Annotated in this window: 17 protein-coding genes; 3 read left to right on the top strand and 14 right to left on the bottom strand. The window is 70.5% G+C overall.

All coding sequences use genetic code 11. The features are described from left to right. Positions 1-64: 64 nt before the first annotated feature. Positions 65-1,378 carry an acyltransferase gene (locus EES41_RS40590; RefSeq protein WP_123083528.1) on the top strand — a complete coding sequence of 438 codons (1,314 nt, stop codon included), beginning with the start codon at positions 65-67 and terminating at the stop codon, positions 1,376-1,378. A gap of 94 nt (positions 1,379-1,472) precedes the next feature. On the opposite strand, the gene EES41_RS40585 is transcribed toward EES41_RS40590, so the two are convergent. From EES41_RS40585 to EES41_RS40535, 11 genes are all read right to left on the bottom strand, one after another. Beyond that, entirely contained in the window at positions 1,473-2,630 is a 1,158-nt protein-coding gene (locus EES41_RS40585; protein WP_123083527.1) for an acyltransferase, read from the bottom strand. Positions 2,631-2,724: 94 nt separating this feature from the next. After that, a complete protein-coding gene (locus EES41_RS40580) occupies positions 2,725-3,885 on the bottom strand; it encodes an epoxide hydrolase family protein (protein ID WP_123083526.1) in 1,161 nt (386 codons plus the stop codon). Between the two features lie 57 nt (positions 3,886-3,942). Next, the gene (locus tag EES41_RS40575; RefSeq protein ID WP_123083525.1) at positions 3,943-5,358 is read right to left on the bottom strand and encodes an NAD(P)/FAD-dependent oxidoreductase; all 1,416 of its coding nucleotides are present in this window, start codon (positions 5,356-5,358) and stop codon (positions 3,943-3,945) included. Positions 5,359-5,387: 29 nt separating this feature from the next. Next, a complete protein-coding gene (locus tag EES41_RS40570) occupies positions 5,388-5,813 on the bottom strand; it encodes an SgcJ/EcaC family oxidoreductase (RefSeq protein ID WP_123083524.1) in 426 nt (141 codons plus the stop codon). 49 nt (positions 5,814-5,862) lie between these two features. Then, a complete protein-coding gene (locus EES41_RS40565) occupies positions 5,863-7,371 on the bottom strand; it encodes an FAD-binding oxidoreductase (RefSeq protein WP_123083523.1) in 1,509 nt (502 codons plus the stop codon). 108 nt (positions 7,372-7,479) lie between these two features. Next, entirely contained in the window at positions 7,480-7,680 is a 201-nt protein-coding gene (locus tag EES41_RS40560) for a DUF6059 family protein (protein WP_123083522.1), read from the bottom strand. Between the two features lie 41 nt (positions 7,681-7,721). Next, positions 7,722-8,618 (bottom strand): prephenate dehydrogenase/arogenate dehydrogenase family protein, encoded by an 897-nt coding sequence (locus EES41_RS40555; RefSeq protein ID WP_123083521.1) that lies wholly within the window; start codon positions 8,616-8,618, stop codon positions 7,722-7,724. A gap of 78 nt (positions 8,619-8,696) precedes the next feature. Beyond that, positions 8,697-9,506 (bottom strand): TIGR03084 family metal-binding protein, encoded by an 810-nt coding sequence (locus EES41_RS40550; RefSeq protein ID WP_123083520.1) that lies wholly within the window; start codon positions 9,504-9,506, stop codon positions 8,697-8,699. 52 nt (positions 9,507-9,558) lie between these two features. Continuing rightward, a complete protein-coding gene (locus tag EES41_RS40545; RefSeq protein WP_123083519.1) occupies positions 9,559-10,608 on the bottom strand; it encodes a carboxymuconolactone decarboxylase family protein in 1,050 nt (349 codons plus the stop codon). 101 nt (positions 10,609-10,709) lie between these two features. Then, positions 10,710-12,374, bottom strand: coding sequence for an FAD-dependent oxidoreductase (locus EES41_RS40540; protein WP_123083518.1), 1,665 nt, complete (start codon positions 12,372-12,374; stop codon positions 10,710-10,712). Continuing rightward, entirely contained in the window at positions 12,371-12,949 is a 579-nt protein-coding gene (locus tag EES41_RS40535) for a DUF5987 family protein (protein ID WP_123083517.1), read from the bottom strand. Before EES41_RS40535 ends, EES41_RS40540 begins: the two co-directional genes overlap by 4 nt. A 296-nt stretch (positions 12,950-13,245) precedes the next feature. On the opposite strand from EES41_RS40535, the gene EES41_RS40530 reads away from it, so the two are divergent. Continuing rightward, positions 13,246-14,316, top strand: a complete 1,071-nt coding sequence (locus EES41_RS40530; RefSeq protein WP_123083516.1) for a ParB/RepB/Spo0J family partition protein — start codon at positions 13,246-13,248, stop codon at positions 14,314-14,316. A 28-nt stretch (positions 14,317-14,344) separates the two neighbouring features. Then, on the top strand, positions 14,345-15,121 hold the full coding sequence (locus EES41_RS40525; RefSeq protein WP_123083515.1) for a helix-turn-helix domain-containing protein: 777 nt from the start codon (positions 14,345-14,347) through the stop codon (positions 15,119-15,121). A gap of 75 nt (positions 15,122-15,196) precedes the next feature. Here the strand turns inward: EES41_RS40525 and EES41_RS40520 are convergent, their stop codons facing one another. The 3 genes from EES41_RS40520 to EES41_RS40510 are packed head-to-tail and all read right to left on the bottom strand — an operon-like array spanning position 15,197 to position 17,543. After that, positions 15,197-16,546 carry a cytochrome P450 gene (locus EES41_RS40520; RefSeq protein ID WP_123083514.1) on the bottom strand — a complete coding sequence of 450 codons (1,350 nt, stop codon included), beginning with the start codon at positions 16,544-16,546 and terminating at the stop codon, positions 15,197-15,199. Continuing rightward, a complete protein-coding gene (locus tag EES41_RS40515; RefSeq protein ID WP_123083513.1) occupies positions 16,546-17,088 on the bottom strand; it encodes a flavin reductase family protein in 543 nt (180 codons plus the stop codon). The genes EES41_RS40520 and EES41_RS40515 overlap by 1 nt, the downstream gene beginning before the upstream one ends. Further along, positions 17,085-17,543 (bottom strand): thioesterase family protein, encoded by a 459-nt coding sequence (locus tag EES41_RS40510; protein ID WP_008742083.1) that lies wholly within the window; start codon positions 17,541-17,543, stop codon positions 17,085-17,087. Before EES41_RS40510 ends, EES41_RS40515 begins: the two co-directional genes overlap by 4 nt. Positions 17,544-17,546: the final 3 nt, after the last annotated feature.

Raw genomic sequence — 17,546 nt, 5'->3', positions numbered from 1 at the left:
CCCGACGGGAGGATCACCGTGACTCGATCAGGTGGCTTGATTCATTCACGAGGGAGTGCCAACTGTGGCAACACGCACTACGGGCAGGGCGGGCACGGGCCCCGTCGAGAAGGCGAGAGTTCCCGCGCTCGATGGCCTTCGAGGACTGTGCGCACTCGCCGTCCTCATCTTCCATGTGTCCTACAGCGCCGGGGTGATGCACCACTTCGCCGACCCCCGGGACAATGTCTGGGGCCACCTCACCGCGGGCATGGGCGTTTTCCTGCCTCCGTTCTTCATCCTCTCAGGGCTCATGCTGTACCTGCCGTTCGCCCGCCGGACGATGTCGGGCGAGGCGGCGAAGCAGCCCGTGCTGCCCTTCCTGTGGCGCCGCGTCCTGCGCATCGTCCCCGCGTTCTGGCTGGTGACGGTCGTCGCGATCCTGACCCTGAACTTCGACAAGATCGACAGCGCCTGGTACGTCCTGCGTCCGCTGCTGATGGTCCACTTCTTTGTACGGACCGAGTGGATCGTCGGCCTCGAACCCACCTGGACCGTGCCCGCCGAGATGGTGTTCTACCTCTCGCTTCCGGCCGTCGCCTGGGTGGTCCACAAGATCGCGCGAGGTGTCGCCGACCCGGCGCGGCGGATGCGCCGCATGCTGCTGCCCATCGGTGCCCTGGTGCTGGTCGGTGCCGCCTGGACCGCGTACTGCTTCCTGCCGTCAATGACCGCGGACGTGTGGTACCTGAACTTCTTCCCGTTCGGCTACATCGGTTTCTTCGCCGGCGGCATGGGCCTGGCCGTGCTCACCGCGTACAGCGAGGTGACAGGCCGCGTCCCCGCGCTCTACCGCGCGGCGGCGAAGCGGCCGCTGGCCTTCTGGGCCGCGGCCGTGGTCGCGTACGCCCTCAACGTCCCGCAGCCGTTCGGCAACCCGGGCATGGGTGACTGGGGCGCCCTGACCCAGCAGATGGTCATGCACGTGCTGTTCTTCGCCTTCGCCATGCTGCTGGTCATCCCCGTCGTGGCTCCGGGCGCGCAGTCCAGGACGATCGACGCGGTCGTCAGCAACCGTCCGATGGTCTTCCTCGGCCGCATCTCGTACGGCATCTACCTGTGGCACGTCTTCTTCGTCTACGTGATCCTCCAGGACGGCAGCATCTTCGGGAAGACCGCTGTCCCGGACGGCATGATCCGCGGACAGGTCGGCTTCTGGCCCATGTTCGCCTTCTCGCTGGCGGCCTCCGTGGTCGCGGCGCTCGTGAGCCACTACGCCCTTGAGCAGCCCCTCAGCCGCAAGCTGCGCAGGATCTTCGACAAGCCCGCCGCGGCTCCGGCCCCTGCGGCCCCGGCCTCGGTCGACACGAAGGACCGCGAGGCCCTGACCAAGGTCTGACGCCCCGGGCCACAACGGGCGACGGGAACGCTGATGCCGGACGACGTAGTCGTCCGGCATCACGCGTTGGAGCCTCGGATCCTCCCGGCGGAGCTCAGCCCAGACGGCGCATGGCCGACCGCTCCACGAGTACGTAGACCAGGCGGGCGAGGACGACCGTCAGGGCCAGGGTGGCCACGTGGTAGAGGATCCCCGCCGCTGTCCCCCACGCCGGGGCGCCGAGGAGCGGGTGCAGATTCATCAGGACGAGCAGGTTGAGCAGGAAGACGGCGTACGACGCCTCGCCGAGCCACTGCATCGGGCGGCCGGCCATCCACGTGCTGCGGCCCTCGATGTCGCGCCGGGCCACCGCCGCGATCAGCACCGCGAGCGGAGCGACGTAGAGCGCCGCGAATCCGAAGACGACCGGGGCGTACAGCGATACCGCGTACGCCGCGCCGACGAGAACCGTCGCGGGCAGCACACCGATCCGCAACTTCCAGCGGCCCTCCATCACGAGCCGGGCGGTCAGCATGCCGGCGACGAACTCCAGCGCGCGCACGGGCGGGCAGAAGTATCCGGTCCACAACTGCTCCCAGGAGACCCCGGGAACCATCATGTTCGGGGGTCCGTCGAGCGTGACGGAGGTGACGGCCGGGACGGCCAGCGCCGCCAGGACCACGGCCGCGGTCCACGCCCACAGCCGCTCCGGCCGGATTGCGCGAACGAGCCGGACGAGGAGGGGGAAGGCCGCGTAGAAGGCCAGCTCGACCGAGAGGGACCAGGTGACGCCGTTGACCGAGTAGACGATGAAGTCACTGTCCGGCAGCCACGCCTGGACGAGCAGGAAGTTCGCCGTCGCCTCCAGCGGCTTGAGCGGCATGCCGCTGAGCGGCAGCAGGGCCAATGCCAGGACGAAGACCACGGCGTGGCTCGGGAAGATCTTGAAGAACCTCCGGCGCCAGAACCGGGGGGCCTTCTCGTCCGCGCGTGCGGCCCAGGTCAGCACGAATCCGCTGAGGACGAAGAAGAACGAGACGCCGAGGTTGCCGGCCTTGCCCGCGAGGAAGGCGTAGTGCTGGGAGAACGAGGCGTCCGCGAAAACAGGGACGTACGTGGCGTGGTACACGAAGACCAGCAGGGCGGCGAAGAAACGCAGACCGGTGAGGCCGGGCAGGCGCGCGGCCCGACGGGCCGCCGTGGCGGAGGCCGCCTGCGGCGCGACGGCCGCCGCAGCGGGGCCCGAGCGTCTGTCGCTGAGGGTGGTTGACACGGGAAGTCTCCTAGGAAAGCGGCCGAGGGCGGCCGGGCGTCGTCGCGCTCGGCCGCCCTCGGCTCATGGGGGGGGGATTCGTTCGGTCTGTGGGTCAGCCGACGGAACGGGCGAAGGTGCGGACGTCCTCGACGAGCAATCCCGGCTGCTCCATCGCGGCGAAGTGGCCGCCCTTGTCGAATTCGCTCCAGTGGGTCAGCGACGGCAGCAGCGGGTCGGCCCACCGGCGGATCGGCAGCGCCGCGTCCTCGGGGAAGACCGCGACGCCGACGGGCATCTCCAGCGGCCACGGGCCGCCCCAGGTCTTCACGAAGGCCTCGTCACCGTGCGCCGACTCGTAGTACAGCTGGGCGCTGGAGCCCGCGGTCGCCGTGAACCAGTAGATCGAGACGTTGGTCAGCAGGTGGTCACGGCTGACGGCATCCTCGGGAACCTTGTCCGAGGCCGTCCACTCCTTGAACTTCTCGGCGATCCAGGCGAGCTGCCCCACCGGGGAGTCCGTCAGACCGTACGAGAGGGTCTGCGGCCGGGTGGACTGGATCCGCTGCCAGCCCATGCCGTCCTGCTGGAAGCGGCCCGCGAACTCCAGCCGGGCCAAGTCGGTCGCGTCCAGGTCCGCGAAGGCTTCGGGGGCCTGGGGCGGGAAGGTCACGAACATGTTCACGTGGACGCCGGCCACGTGTTCCGGATCGGCCAGGCCCAGTTCGAGGGAGATCGCCATGCCCCAGTCGCCGCCCTGCACGAAGTACCGGTCGTAGCCGAGGCGGCTCATCAGCTCGGCCCATGCCCGTGCCACCCGCTTGGTGTCCCAGCCGGCCTGGCCGGTCGGGCCCGAGAAGCCGTAGCCCGGGATGGAGGGGATGACGACGTGGAAGGCGTCCGCGGGGTCGCCTCCATGAGCGGCGGGGTCGGTCAGCGGACCGATCACGTCGAGGAATTCCGCCACTGAACCCGGCCAGCCGTGGGTGATGATCAGTGGACGGGCGGTCGGCACCGGGGAGGTGACGTGCAGGAAGTGGACATCGGTCCCGTCGATCTCCGTGATGAACTGCGGGTACTGGTTGAGCCGGGCCTCAGCGGCCCGCCAGTCGAAGCCTGAGCGCCAGTACTCGGCCAGTTCCTTGAGGTAGCCCGCGGGAATGCCGCGGGACCAGCCCTGGTCCGGGATCTCGTCCTCGGCCCAGCGGGTACGGGCGAGGCGATCCTGCAGGTCGTCGAGGTCGGCCTGCGGTATGTCAATACGGAAGGGACGCATGGGAGGAAAGCCTCTCGTTGTACCCGGGCGGCGCCGGCAGGGCGGCCCGGGTGGGCATCAGGAGTGGGTGACGGGAACGCGGTTCTGGCCCTTGGCCGGTGCCTTGGCCGGGGGCCGGGGCACGACGGCCCTGCCGGACCGGGCGGCGCGCGAGACCCGCAGCACCCGCAGCATCGTGCGGGGGCGCATCAGTGCCGGCGGCGGGTCGATCAGCCCCGCCACGCGGATGAAGGCCTCGCTGAGCGCGGGGTCGTACACGGCGGCGCTCTGCAGTCTGGCCACGTAGGCGTTGGCGAGCCTGACCTTGAGCGGGCGGCGGCCCGGCACACCGGCGTAGCCGAGGTCCGACCCCGCAGCGAGCTCCCATGGAGCCCTGATCCTGGCGGCGATGTCCTTGTAGAAGGCGGTGGCCCGGACCGGTCCGCGCTGCAGGTGGCGCCGGAGCTCCAGCGACTCCATCGCGGCGACCGTCATGCCCTGCGCGTAGATCGGGTTGAAGCTGCACACGGCGTCGCCCATGACGAGGAACCCGTCCGGGAACCGCTGGAGACGCTCGAAATGGCGCCAGACGCTTGCCGGGTAGCGGTGCATTACCGGGTCGTCCAGCGGCTCCGCGTCCACGATCGCGTCGTGGATGTCCGGAATGGGAAGCGAGCGCGCGAAAGCGAGGAATCCCTCGGGGTCCGTGGGCGGGTGGTCCCCGAGAATGCCGGTCAGGGAGAGCTCGAAGCGGTTCCCCTCGCCCGGCAGGCGGTAGAAGAAGCCGCCGCGCGGATGGTCCGGCGTCGCGGCCGGGATGATCGCCTGGTCGTCACCGAGAGGGTCGGTGTCCAGCCGGTAGTGTCGCGTCGTGTATGCGAGGTCGATCTCGACGCGCTCCTCCTCGGGGCGCGCGTAACCGAGCTCCTCCAGCCAGACCGGGGCGCGGGACCCCCGTCCCGTGGTGTCGACGACCAGGTCGGCCCGGAGCGTGCGCGGCGTGCTGCCGCTCTCGCGCGCCTGGACCACCGCTCCCGTAACCCGTGCGCGGTCGTCCGTCGTGTCCAGCCCGAGGATGTCGTGCTCGTCAAGGAACGTGACGTTGGAGAGCGCCCGCACGCGTCGGCGCACGTGCTGCTCCAGCACCGGGCGGGTGGCGGGCATCGCGATCAGCCCGGTCGGGCCTGGAGCCATGCGCTCCCCGTTGAAGTACCAGCGTATGTCGCCGCCGAAGTCGCCGGGTTCGACGCCCGCTGTCCTCAGCTCTTCGGTGAGCCCGGGGAACTGCTGCTCCAGGATCTGCTGGCCCCGGGCGACCAGCCCGTGGGCATGACGGCCCTGCGGCACCCCGCGGCGGGGGGTGGACGTGTCCGCCAGCCGGTCCCGGTCGACCAGCAGGACCTCTGCATAGGTTTCGGAGAGTACTCGGGCGGCGAGAAGCCCCGCCATGCTGCCGCCGAGCACCACTGCCCGGCCTCCGGCCGTCTTGCCCACTGTGTTCACCTCTTCGCGGATGGCGTCGGTCAGGGAGTGTGGCGCGGGGTGTTCTGGTAGGCGGCGATGAGCCACTGGCCGTCCTTCTTGGTCAGGACCCAGATGGCCCGTACGGCGCGCTGGGCGGCGACCTCGGACTCACCGGGGGCGAGGACGCCGCCCTGGGTGATCACGACCACGTTCTCGGGGGAGAGGAACTTCACGGTCAGCGGGGTGCCGGTGACGCGGGTGCCCTTGTACGGTCCGGCGAACGCCTGCGTCATGAAGGCCGTGATCCGGTCCCGGCCGGTCTCGTGGACACCGGGCAGGACCATGGTGCCGTCCTCGGTGAACACCTCGCCGAAGGCGGTGGCGTCCTGCGCGGCCCAGGCCTCGATGATGCGCTGCGGCACCGCGGCTACGGCGGCGGCGTCTTCGGCCAGGGCGGCGGGGGCGGTGGTCGTGGTGGTGGTCATGCTGGTGATCTCCCTGTGTCGGGTCTGAAGTGGATGTGTGAGGTGCGCGTCAGGAAGGCAGCTCGATCGAGAGCCCGTGACGGAAGGTGTTCCGCGGGTCGTAGGCCTTCTTGACCTGCTGCAGGCGGGGGTAGTTGTCCTTGTAGTACAAGGTCTGCCAGCCGGTATCGGAGGTGTTCCAGGCCGGGTCGGCGAGGTCCACGTCGGGATAGCTGATGTAGGAGCCGTCGTTGACGTCGTCCGGCTTCGGGACTCCGCCGGTCTCGGCGTAAACGTCGCGGTAGAAGGCCCGTACCCAGGAGGTGTGCTTGTCGTCCTCGGCAGGGTCCGTCCAGGCACCGGCCGAGTAGGACGCCTTGAGGACGGAGTCTCGCTGGGGCACGGCCGTGGCGTCGGAGGCGACTGCGTTCACCTGCCCGCCGAATCCGGTCAGCACGAGGCAGGCCATGGGGTTGTCGTATCCGATGTCCGTCAGATGACGGTGCACGGCGACGAGCTGGCGCTCGGTGAAACCGCGGCGCAGGTACCCGGCCTTGTTCTTGTAACGGCCGCGGGGGTCGCTGGGCCAGCTGTAGGAGGGCATCCAGGTGTCTATCCAGGACACGACCCGCTCCTCGACGGACACCGGTTGCACGTCGGTGCCGGAGGTGATGGCGGCCAGGTGGGCGGCCATCAGTTCCGCGGCGCCGGGCACGTCCTCGTCGATGACCGTGTTCAGGAAGAACACGCCGGCGGAGCGGTGGAGGACGATGAAGTTGCTCCAGATGTGGCGGCCCGGAGAGTCGGGTGCGCTGTTCTCCTCGTGCCAGGCGGTGTAGTTGGACAGGATCCGGATGAATGCCTTCTCACCGAGGGAATCCCACGACCAGGTGACATCGGCGCGGCGGATCCGCCGGGGCGCGCGCGGCAACGCCTGCTCGGGAGCGGCCGGGACGCCACCCGGGCTGCGCAGCCAGTACCGGGTGACGACACCGAAGTTGCCGCCGCCCCCACCGGTGTGGGCCCACCACAGGTCGTGGTGCGGGTCCTTCCTCTCGCGGGTCGCCACGATGGTCCTCACGCGGCCGGAGTCATCGACCGTCACGACCTCGACGGCGTACAGGTGGTCGACCACGAGTCCGTCGCGGCGCGAGAGGTGGCCGTAGCCGCCACCCGCGATGTGGCCGCCGACGCCGACCTCGAAGCAGGTGCCGGCCGGGATGGTGACGCCCCAGCCGTCGTACAGCTCCTGGTAGACGCGGTCCAGGGTCGCACCGCCCTCGACGGCGAAAGCGCCCATGTCCGCGTCGTACGAGACGGCGGACATCGGCGAGAGGTCGAGCAGCACCCGGATGTCGGGGGACGCGGTGAAGTCCTCGAAGCAGTGCCCACCGCTGCGGACCGCCGTCCGCAGGCCGCCGTCCACCGCTTCCTGGAGAGCGGCCGCCACCTCGTCGGCGCTGCGGACGAGCCTCACGCAGTCGGGCCGGCCGGTGAACCGGTGGTTGTAACCCTCCACCAGCCCCGGATAGCGGGCGTCGCCCGGGGTGATGGTCACCCCGCGGCTGTCATCGGACATGGCTGGCTCCTCCTGCGGCGGTCGTGCCTAGAAGGTCACACCCACCGGGGGGCGGCCACATCTCTCAATTTGCGGTGTTGGCCGGATCTCGGCTGAAGCCGGCCTTGATCAGCTCGCCAGCTGTCGCGCCAGCGCGCGTTCCCCCGCGGTCAGGGGCCGCTCGGGGCAGAGCCGTTCGGGGTGACCCGGTCCGGGGCCCGTGAGGGGCGCCACCGGGGCCGTCGGCAGGACGGGGCCGATCAGCAGCCAGCCGTACGCCGCCAGAACGTCGAAGGCGGGACGCAGGAGGAGGTGGGGGGTTCGGGGCATGGGATCCGGTTCTCTCAGTGGGGGACGGTACCCTCCGACCGTCACGCCGGGTCGGGCCGCGGCGCATCCTCGGTCGTGCTGTGCCCGGGCACCCCCGCCACCGCCCGATGTCCACGCGCTCCCAGCTCCAGCAGTGCGGCGAGCTCGACGGGAGCGGTCTCCGCGCCCTCGTGCAGGATGCGGGCCACCGCCGCGATGCGGTCGGCGATCCGGTCGAGGGCGTCGGCGACGGGGCCCGCGTTGTGTGTCAGCAGGTCGCTGCCGGTGGCCGGATCCGCGCCGGCCGCCCGGATGCCCGTCAACAGCTCCGGCCCGACGAGGGCCGACAGGTCGGCTCCCGCGTCGGCGAACTCCGCCGCGACGGCCGCCTGGCTCAGGTACGGAGCGTGCGAGACGACGGCGACGGCCCGGTCGTGAGCGTCGGGGGCCATGTCCCGGCGGACCGCGCCGCACAGCTCTATCAGGGCGCCAACGGTGTCGAGCGCCCAGTCGGGGGTGCTCTCATAGGGGCACAGGATCCAGGGACGTCCGTCAAACCGGCCGGCGTCGGCGCCGTTCCTGCCCGGCGCGTCGGAGTCTGCCATCGGGTGGCCGGGCACGTACCCCTTGAGATCGCATCCGCGCAGCTCCGCGTCGGCGCTCACGATGTCCTTCGTGCCCGCCGTGTCGGTGTAGACGTGGCCCATGCCCCTGGCCTGCGCCGTGTGCAGGATGTCGACGACGGACGACGGAGGGGTGGCGACGACGACCAGGTCTGCCGGCGGGCGGGCGGGGGACCAGGGACGCCCACCGCCGAGGGCCGCAGCCTCGGCCGTGGCCCGCGGATCCCGGTCGATCAGGGCGACGTCGACACCCGCCGCGGTGAGGGCGAGGGCCACTGAGGTCCCGGTGGCACCGCAGCCGATGATGACGGCGGTGCGCAGCGTGGTGTCGGTCATGGGGACTCCTGGTGAGGCGATGAGGGCGGGACGGCTGGTGGGCTTCGGGCGGCGGGCGGCGCGGCGGTCACGTGCGGCTCAGTGGTCGCAGTCCTGGTGGGCGAACTGGCCTGCGACGCGGCCTTCGCCGGCCGGACCGCGGTAGGCCTGGGCGATGTCCAGCCAGCGGTCCGCCTCCTCGCCGGTGGCGACGAGGGCGAGGTCGTCGCGGTGCCGGCGGCGGGTGACCAGCAGGCAGAAGTCCTCGGCCGGACCGGTGACCTTGTTCGCGGCGTCCTCGGGACCGAAGGCCCACACCTCACCGGCCGGCGAGGTGACCTCGATGCGGAACGGCTCGGCCGGCGGCGTCAGGCCGCGCGAGAGGTAGCCGAAGTCCCGGGTGAGGAAGGCGAAGAGGACCAAGTGGCGCAGCCGGTCGGTCGCTTCCCGGCGGACGCCGAGCGCGTCGGCTATGTCCTGGCCGTGGCCGAAGAGCTCCATGATTCCGGCGGAGGCCAGAACCGTGGGCGGCAGCGGGTTGACGAGCCAGGGGACGACCTGGCCCTCGGGGACGGCCGCCAGGGCGTCGACGGAGGACTGGCCCAGGGCGCGGAAGCGGGCCAGGAGCTGGGCGGGCGGGAACTGGTTGAACTGCTGGAGGGCGGAGTTGACCGCGCCGTCGAAGTCGTCGGAAGCGCCGGAAGCGATCTTCGCGAAGGCCTCGCCGTCGGAGGCGGCGGTGCCGGCCAGGTGGAAGATGAAGGTCAGGTGGGCGATCTGGTCGGCGATGCTCCAGCCGGTCGCCGGGGTCGGGGTGGCCCAGGCAGCCTCGTCCAGGCCCTCGACGAGGCGTGCGGTCTCCTCGATGTCGGTGGCCAGGTCCTTCAGTACGTCGTTGAGCGTGCTCATGGTGGTGTCTCCTTGATACGGGTGGTTGTGGGTGTTGCGGGGGTGCCGCCGGTCAGCGGGCGGCGCGGGCAGTGGGAAGGCCGGGGACCGGAAACCGGGCACCGATCCCGACGGCGGCGGTCAGCGCCGCCCACGAGGCGAGTTCGATCAGTTCGCGGTCACCGGCGTGCACGGCGCGGAAGGCTTCGATGTCCGCGTCGGTGACCTGATACGGAGCGAGGGCGATGAGCAACGCCAGCCGGGCGGCGGGCCGCTGCTCGTCGATCAGGCCTTCGAGCGCGACGTCGAGCCAGACCCGGCTGGGACCGGGGGCGACGCCGTCGTGGACGGAGAGTTCGGCGTGCAGCCGGTCACGTACGGGCTCGGGGATCCAGCTTTCGGCGCGGGCGTCGAGGGCGGCGATGGACCGGGCCAGCGCTCCGGCGACGTGAGTGTTGCCCTCGGCCCAGGCCAGGGAACGCGGCAGCGGAGCCGTCGGCAGCAGGTCGAGTGACGCGCCGGGCGTGACGGTCGTGCCCGCGTCGGGCCGCATGGCCCGGGCGACCATCCGCATGACCGGGCCCCGCCCGGCACGGGGGGCCGCGTCGGGGACGGGCGAGTCGGGGAGGAAGAGGCGGACCATCCGGTTGAGGTAGTGGAAGGTCACGGCGACGCCGTAGATCTCAGGCGCCTCGGCCGCGGTCGCGGGCAGCGTGCTCTGGCCTGCGGCGACGTTCGCGCTGGCACGGGCCCAGTCGCACAGTGCCCGGTGCGCCTCGGTGTCCGCGTCGGTGTCGGTGAGCGTCTGCAGCTTGGCCTGGTGGACCTCGACACAGTACGAGCACTCGTTGGCCTGCGAGACCCCGGTGGCCACGGCCTCCTTGGCCGCGCGTCCCACGAGCCCCTCGACGAGGAGGGTCTCGCGCAGCAGCGTCCAGGAGGCCGCGAGCGCCTCGGGCGCCGGCGAATGCAGGGCCAGCGGCGGAGCGACGACTCCGAGCTCCCTGCGAGCCTGGCCGTAGACCTCGGCCAACAGCCCATCGGCGTCGGCGGGCCGGACGGCCGCGATGTGCTGGATCTGCTGGAGGGAACCCTTCAGGATTCCTCGTACGAGCGGTCTCACCGCCGCCTCCTCACTCATTGGTTGTGTGAAGCAACTCGCTGATAGAAAAAATAGGGTCTTCTGAAGCAACTCACTGGTCGGCGAAGAGCCGGCTCAAGCGGTCACACGAGGGCGGGCTGCTTGTGCAGCAGCGGCAGGACGGCCTTGCGTCCGCTCTTGTAACCGGTCGGGGACGGGGCCCCGTAGGTCACCGCGACACCCCTGCGCTGGGCCGCCGCGACGATGGCCGGCACCGCGCGCTCGGCGATCGCCGCGATGGTCATCGCCGGGTTGACGGTGAGCGCGCCGGGGACGGCGGAGCCGTCGGTGACGAAGATGCCGGAGTGGCCGCGCAGTTCGTTGGTGTCGTCCAGCGCCGAGGTGCGGGGGTCGTCGCCCATCCGTACGGAGGCCAGTGGGTGCACCGTGTAGGCGCCGACGAGGTCGTTGGTCCACGGCATCACCTTGGCGAGGCCGTCCTTCTCCATGATCTCCTTCACCTCGGCGTCGGACTGGTTCCAGCCGTGCCAGGTGTTCTCCGTCGGCTTGTAGGAGAGGTTGCCGCGGCCGAGCATCTGCTGGGAGATGCGCATCGCGTTCCCGGTGGCCGGCGGCGGCCCGAAGACGCCCTCGTTGTCGTCCTCGGTCATCGAGAAGATGGTGAGCCAGGACTTCCAGTTCTTGAGGATCTCCTTCTTCTCCTTGCCGAACCAGGTCGGGCCCGAGGCGTCGGGCACCTGGGCGAGGATCGTGCCCAGGCCCGGCGGGAAGTAGAGCTGCTCAAGGGAGTAGCGGGAGTACTCGGGCAGGGAGCCGTCGAGCTTGTCCCAGCTGGCGACGGTCGGGCCCTTGCCGATCGCGTTGGCGCCGTAGGGCAGCTGGCCGTCGCCGCGGCTCAGGCCGAGGATCTCGGCGACCTTGTCCTCGTTGAGGATCGCGGTGTTGAGGCGCTCGCCGTTGCCGGAGAAGTAGCGGCCGACGGCGTGCGGCATCGTGCCGAGGTGCGCCTCGCTGCGCTGGAGGATGACGGGGGTCGCGGCGGCGCCGGCCGCCATCACGACGATCTTGGCCTCGATCACGCCGGAGCCGTTCTGGAGGCGGTAGTCCTCGTCGTGCACGATGTTGTAGTGGACCCGGTAGTCGCCCTCGGGGGTCCGCTCCAGGTACTGCACCTCGTGCAGCGGGCGGATCTCGGCGCCGTGGGCGAGCGCGGCCGGGAGGTAGTTGACGGTGAGCGACTGCTTCGCCTCGAAGCGGCATCCCGCCATCATGAAGTTGCAGTTCGTGCACTTGGAGTTGTCGATCGCCACGGCCAGCGGGTTGGCGGTGCGTCCCGAGTGGTTGCACGCGGCGGCCCACAGGCCTCCGGCGTAGGAGACGTCGCTCCACTCCTGCTTGCTGACGGAGAGGGACTCCTCGATCCGGTCGTACCAGGGGTCGAGGGTCTCGCGGCTGACGGCCTTCGGCCACATCCGGCGGCCGATGCTGCCCTTGCGGTCGAAGACGAACTTGGGGGCCCGCGGCATGGCCGCGAAGTAGACGACGCTGCCGCCGCCGACGCAGTTGCCGCCCAGGACGCTCATCCCGTCGCCGACCACGAAGTCGAAGGCCCGCGTGTAGGAGGAGCCGAGCTTGTAGTCGTGCTCGAAGTCCTTGCTCTCCAGCCAGGGCCCGCGCTCCAGCACGGTGACCTTCGCGCCGCCGGCGGCGAGGTGGTAGGCGGCGATGGCGCCACCGAAGCCGCTCCCGATGACCAGGACGTCCGTCTTCTCGATGGTGCTGCTCATGCTGGGCTCCCGGAGAGGGTGGTGGCGGGGTGGAGGTCGGCGAGCTGTCGGCCGTAGCCGAAGTCCTGGAACCGCCAGAGGCCGTCGGCGTCGGGCTTGGTGATGCCCATGGCTTCGAGGCCCGGGTGGCCGTCCTCGATGGCCTGCGCGGTGTGCAGGTGCGCCGCCGAGTCGAAGGCCATGTTGCAGAAGAGGGAGAGCAGGACCCAGAAGTCCTTCTCCGGGTGGCCCGGGGTGGTCAGCTCCTGGATCAGCGCCACCCGGTCCTCGTAGGCGAGGGCCACGAAGGGCGGCACCGCCCCGTCGAGGGTCAGGCCCGCGTCCGCCGCGTAGGTCCCGGCGTGGCCGTTGACCAGGTTCGCCAGGTCCTCCAGGCCGTCGTGGATGCCGGTGGCGTCCCAGCGCAGCAGCTCCAGGGCGCCGGCGGCGACCGCTCCGCCGCCGGTGGCGACTCCGGCCACGGCCCGGTCGGCGGGCCAACGCTTCTCACCCGGAACGATCGTGTCCGCGTAGGCCTCCAGCGTGAGGGTCTCGTCGCCTCCGACATCGACCCTTCGTTCCTCTCTTTCCCGCACTCCCAGCAATTCGTCCTCCGCTGCCCTGATTTGGGTGTTCCTGCTGTCGTGAGAACAACGTAGAACTGCACAGTCTTTTCAAGCAACCAATCACCTCCGTTCATCGGGCGGAGTGAGTCCTTTCAGTGAACTAGCCAGAGTTGCCGCATCACCGAAAGAGCACGCAGAAAAAAAGAGGTCGTTCAGTAGGCTTCCCACGGACGTGTTCCCTCCCTGGGGTTTTCCGCAGCCGCGCGGGGCTTCCACGGGCAGCACGGCGCAACCGGCGGGCCGGAAATCTTGAGGGGGAGTTGGAGATGACCGAAACGACCCCGGCGTATCGCACGTTCACGCTCCGCATCGACACACTGAAATCGGCGGATTCTCCCCGGCTGAACGGCACCGACGATGAACACGTCGCGCGGCTCGCGGAGATTTTCCCGTCTCTTCCGCCCGTCCTGGTGCACCGCTCCACTCTCCGCGTCATCGACGGGATGCACCGGGTGGCCGCCGCACGCCTGCTCGGCCTGGAATCGATCGAGGCCCTCTACTTCGACGGCACGACGGACGAAGTGTTCCTGCGCTCGGTTTCCGTCAACGTCGCCAACGGGCTGCCGCTGACCCTCGCCGACCGCAAGGCCGCCGTCACCCGCATCCTCGGCGCCTACCCCGACCGCTCGGACCGGGCCATCGCGGCCCACACCGGCCTCGACGCCAAGACGGTCTCGGCCATCCGCCGGAGTTCAACCGCGGATTCTCCACAGTCGAACATCCGCGTGGGCAGTGACGGCCGCGCCCATCCACTGGACCGCACCTCCGAGCGGCTGCGCGCCGCGGAACTCATCGCCAGCCGCCCCGAACTGCCGTTGCGCACCATCGCCAAGGAGACCGGCCTCTCCCTGGGGACGGCCCACGACGTCCGCCGCCGTGTCATGAGCGGCGAGGCGCCGGTCCCGCCGGGCCGCCGGAGCGGCCGGCGCGCCGATCCCGCCACGACCCCGGAACAGCCCGCCGCGGACAGCCGGACGCCCGCCGCCTCGACGGCCGGTCCGCTCCCCGGCCCGGTACCGGCCGTTCCCGCCCAGCTCATGTCCGGCCGCAGCCGCACCTCGCTGGAGACGCTGCGCCGGCTCGCCACCGATCCGTCCCTGCGCCACTCCGAATCCGGCCGGCAGTTCCTGCGCTGGCTCCACACGCACTTCGTGGTCGACGACGCCTGGCGGCAGCAGGCCGATGCCGTGCCGCCCCATTGCACGGACGCGGTCGCGGAACTGGCCATCCAGTGTTCCAACAGCTGGAAAAGGTTCGCCGAAGAACTGTCCCGGCGACGAATTTCGGGCGGAGCACCGGCCTCCGCCCGATGCGCTCCTTCCACTTCTCGGATTTGAGCATGATTCATACAACAGGGGAGACACGGTGACCATCACTGCCATCGAGGCCGCGGTCCTCCGGGTGATCAATGACATGCACGCGAATCTCGGTCAGGAGTTGACAATCGACGACATGGCCAGGACCGCCATGTTCAGTAAATTCCATTTCACCCGGGTATTCCGCGATGTGACCGGTACGTCTCCCGGACGATTCCTCTCCGCGCTAAGGCTCCAGGAGGCGAAGCGCCTCCTCATCGAAACCGAATTCAGCGTCGCGGACATCAGCAGCCAGGTCGGCTACAGCAGCGTCGGCACATTCAGCTCGCGTTTCAAGTCCTGTGTCGGCGCATCGCCCAGCATGTACCGGCAATTGGATGGCTTCGTCCCTGAGGTCGGGCCCGGCCCGCTGCCCGTCCCCGCCTCCCCCACCCCCCGCAACACACTGCGCGGTCGCATCCAACTGCCGGAGGAGCGCGCCCCCGGCTACTGCTTCGTGGGGCTCTTCCCGACTCCCGTGCCCCAGGGCCAGCCGGTGCGCTGCTCGGTGCTGGAGGGGCCCGGAGCCTTCGAGCTGCGCGACGTACCGGCGGGCACCTGGCACGTCCTGGTGCACTCCGTCCCCTACGGCCTTGAGAACCAGCCGTCGGGCACCGGTGACGAAGTCACCGTCTCCGTCGGCCGCTACGGTCCGGTCACCGCGCACGCCGACACCCTGCTGATGCCCGCCGAGATCACCTTGCGCCCCCTGGACGCCCTCGACCCGCCCGTTCTGATGGCTCTGCTGGATCTGCGCACCACCGCCCTGCAGGCCGTCGCGAGCTGACCTCGGGGCGCACGCAGAAGAGGCCGGCCGCGGCGGATGCCGCGGCCGGCCTCTTCTGCGTGCGCCTACGCGTTCTCAGTCCGCCGAGCGGACCGTCATCGGGAGCCCCCCACGCATCCGCAGGGACATCATCGGCTCGGCGACCCCTTCGTGACCCGGCACCACGTCCAGATCCAGGTCCCGGGTGAGCAGCGCGGTCACGAACACCGCCTCCATCATCCCGAGGTTGCTGCCGATGCAGAACCGCGGTCCCGCGCCGAAGGGGATGTACGCGTACCGGGGCCGCTTGGCGACCCGTGACGGCTCGAAGCGGCTCGGGTCGAAGCGCTCCGGGTCCTCCCACAGGTCCGGGTGGCGGTGCAGGGTGTACGGGCACACCAGGACGTCCGCCTTGGCGGGTACGGAGAACCCCCCGACCTCGTCGGCCCGCTGGGCGATCCGCGGCAGGATCCACACCGGCGGGTACAGCCGCATGGCCTCCTGGACGACCTGCATCGTGTACGAAAGCTTGTGCAGGTCGTCGACCTCGGGCAGCCGCCCGCCGGCCAGCATGGCGCGGGCCTCCTCGCGCACCAGGTCCCGTACGTGCGGGTGGCGGGCGAGCAGCAGCAGGGTCCAGCCCAGCGTGCTCGCGGTCGTCTCGTGCCCGGCGAGCAGCAGGGTGACGAGTTCGTCCTGAAGGCGCTTGCGGCCGAGGGCCGGGTCGCTCTCCTTGCGGGCGGCGAGGATCATCCGGGAGAAGGCGTCGTCGGCGCCGTCGCCGTCGGACATCCGGGCGCTGCGGTCGGCGACGAGCACGTCGACGGTGGCCGTCAGCTCGGTGCGGGCCCGGCGGAAGTTGCGCTGGGTCGCGAAGGGCAGCCAGGTCGGCATCAGGCCCTGGGTGACCATGTCGAACATGGCCTGGTCCTGCACGGCCTCGAAGGCGTGCGCGATCCCGTCGTGCCCGTCCATGGAAGTGTCCATCAGGGTCCGGCCGAGCACCCCGAGGGTGAGCCCGGTGACCTCGTGGAGCACGTCGACCGCTCCCCCGCCGGCCCGTAGCCGCAGCAGGTCGAGCAGGCGTCCGGACTCCTCGGCCACGACGCCCGCCTGCGCGGCGATCCGGCCCGGCTTGAACGCGGGCTGGACGTTGCGGCGCTGGGCCTTCCACAGGTCGCCCTCGCTGGTGAGGAGGCCGTCGCCGAGCACCTTGCGGGACTCCACGAGCCCGATGCCCTTGTGGTAGTTGGCCGCGTTGTCGGCCAGGACGTGCTTGGCGTAGTCGGGGCGGTTGAAGATGTACATCTTCTTCGGGCCCATCGACACGCGTACGGCGTCGGAGAGGTCCGCCGCATCGCGCATCATCGCGAGCCGGTCGACGGCCAGCTTGCGCAGCAGCCCGGGCAGCTGCCAGAAGGGCGGACCGGGCGGGTGGACGCTCATCACGCCCTCCCCCGCCGCGGGGGGACGAGGTCCCGGAACGCACCCCGGTGGAAGACCAGCGGCTCGCCGTCCGGGAAGTCGTCCATGGCGAGCAGCTCCCCCAGGTAGAGCGTGTGGTCGCCCGCGTCGTACGTACGCCATTTCGCGCACTCGAAGTGCGCCGCCGCCCCCGCGATCAGGGGGGCGTCGGCGGCGTGGCCGGGCAGCCAGTCGACGGCGTCGAACTGGCCCGCGCCCATGGGCCGCGAGCGGTCGGCGAAGTGCCGGGCCACGCTCTCCTGGCTGGCTCCGAGCACCGAGACCGAGAAGGTGGTTGCCTCCGCGAGACGGCGGTGCATGACCGCCTCCTTCCCGACGCTGATCAGGATCAGGGCCGGGTCCAGGGAGACCGAGGTGAAGGAGTTGGCGGTCATGCCCCGCGGGGAGGCTCCGCCCACCGTCACCACGGTCACCCCGGTGGCGAAGGCCCCGAAGGCCCGACGCAGCCGCGCGGGGTCGCCGGTGGCGAGGTCCCGCGGCGGCGCGGCGGTCAGGGTGCTCATGCGGCCCGCCCCGACAGGGCGCGGCCGGCGGCCGAGTACGGCTCCAGGGCGCGCGCCAGTCCCTCGGGGATGAGGGAGGGCACGGTGTTGGTGTTCGGGCCGCGCATGCACGCGATCCGCTGCCGGCCGCGGGCGATCAGCACCTCGGCCCCGTCGGTCACCTTGACGTAGTCGAAGGTGAACTCCAGCTGGGTCTGGCCCAGCTCCGACAGCCGCATCCGGATGGACAGCTCGTCGAAGGCGGTGATCTCGGCGAAGAACTCGCAGTCCACCTTCAGCGTGAACAGCTTGAGGTCGTCCTGCACCTCGGCCAGCACGTCCGGCGCCTTCTGCTGCAGGAACAGCTCGCGGCACCGGCCCTGCCAGCGCAGGTAGTTCACGTAGTACACGTTGCCGACCAGGTTGGTCTCCTCGAAACCGACCAGGTGCCGCATCTCGAAATAGTCTTCCGCCATGAT

The organism is Streptomyces sp. ADI95-16, assembly GCF_003721495.1.
In the GTDB taxonomy this organism is placed as follows: domain Bacteria; phylum Actinomycetota; class Actinomycetes; order Streptomycetales; family Streptomycetaceae; genus Streptomyces; species Streptomyces goshikiensis.
This window is presented reverse-complemented; position numbering and strand designations above follow the sequence as displayed.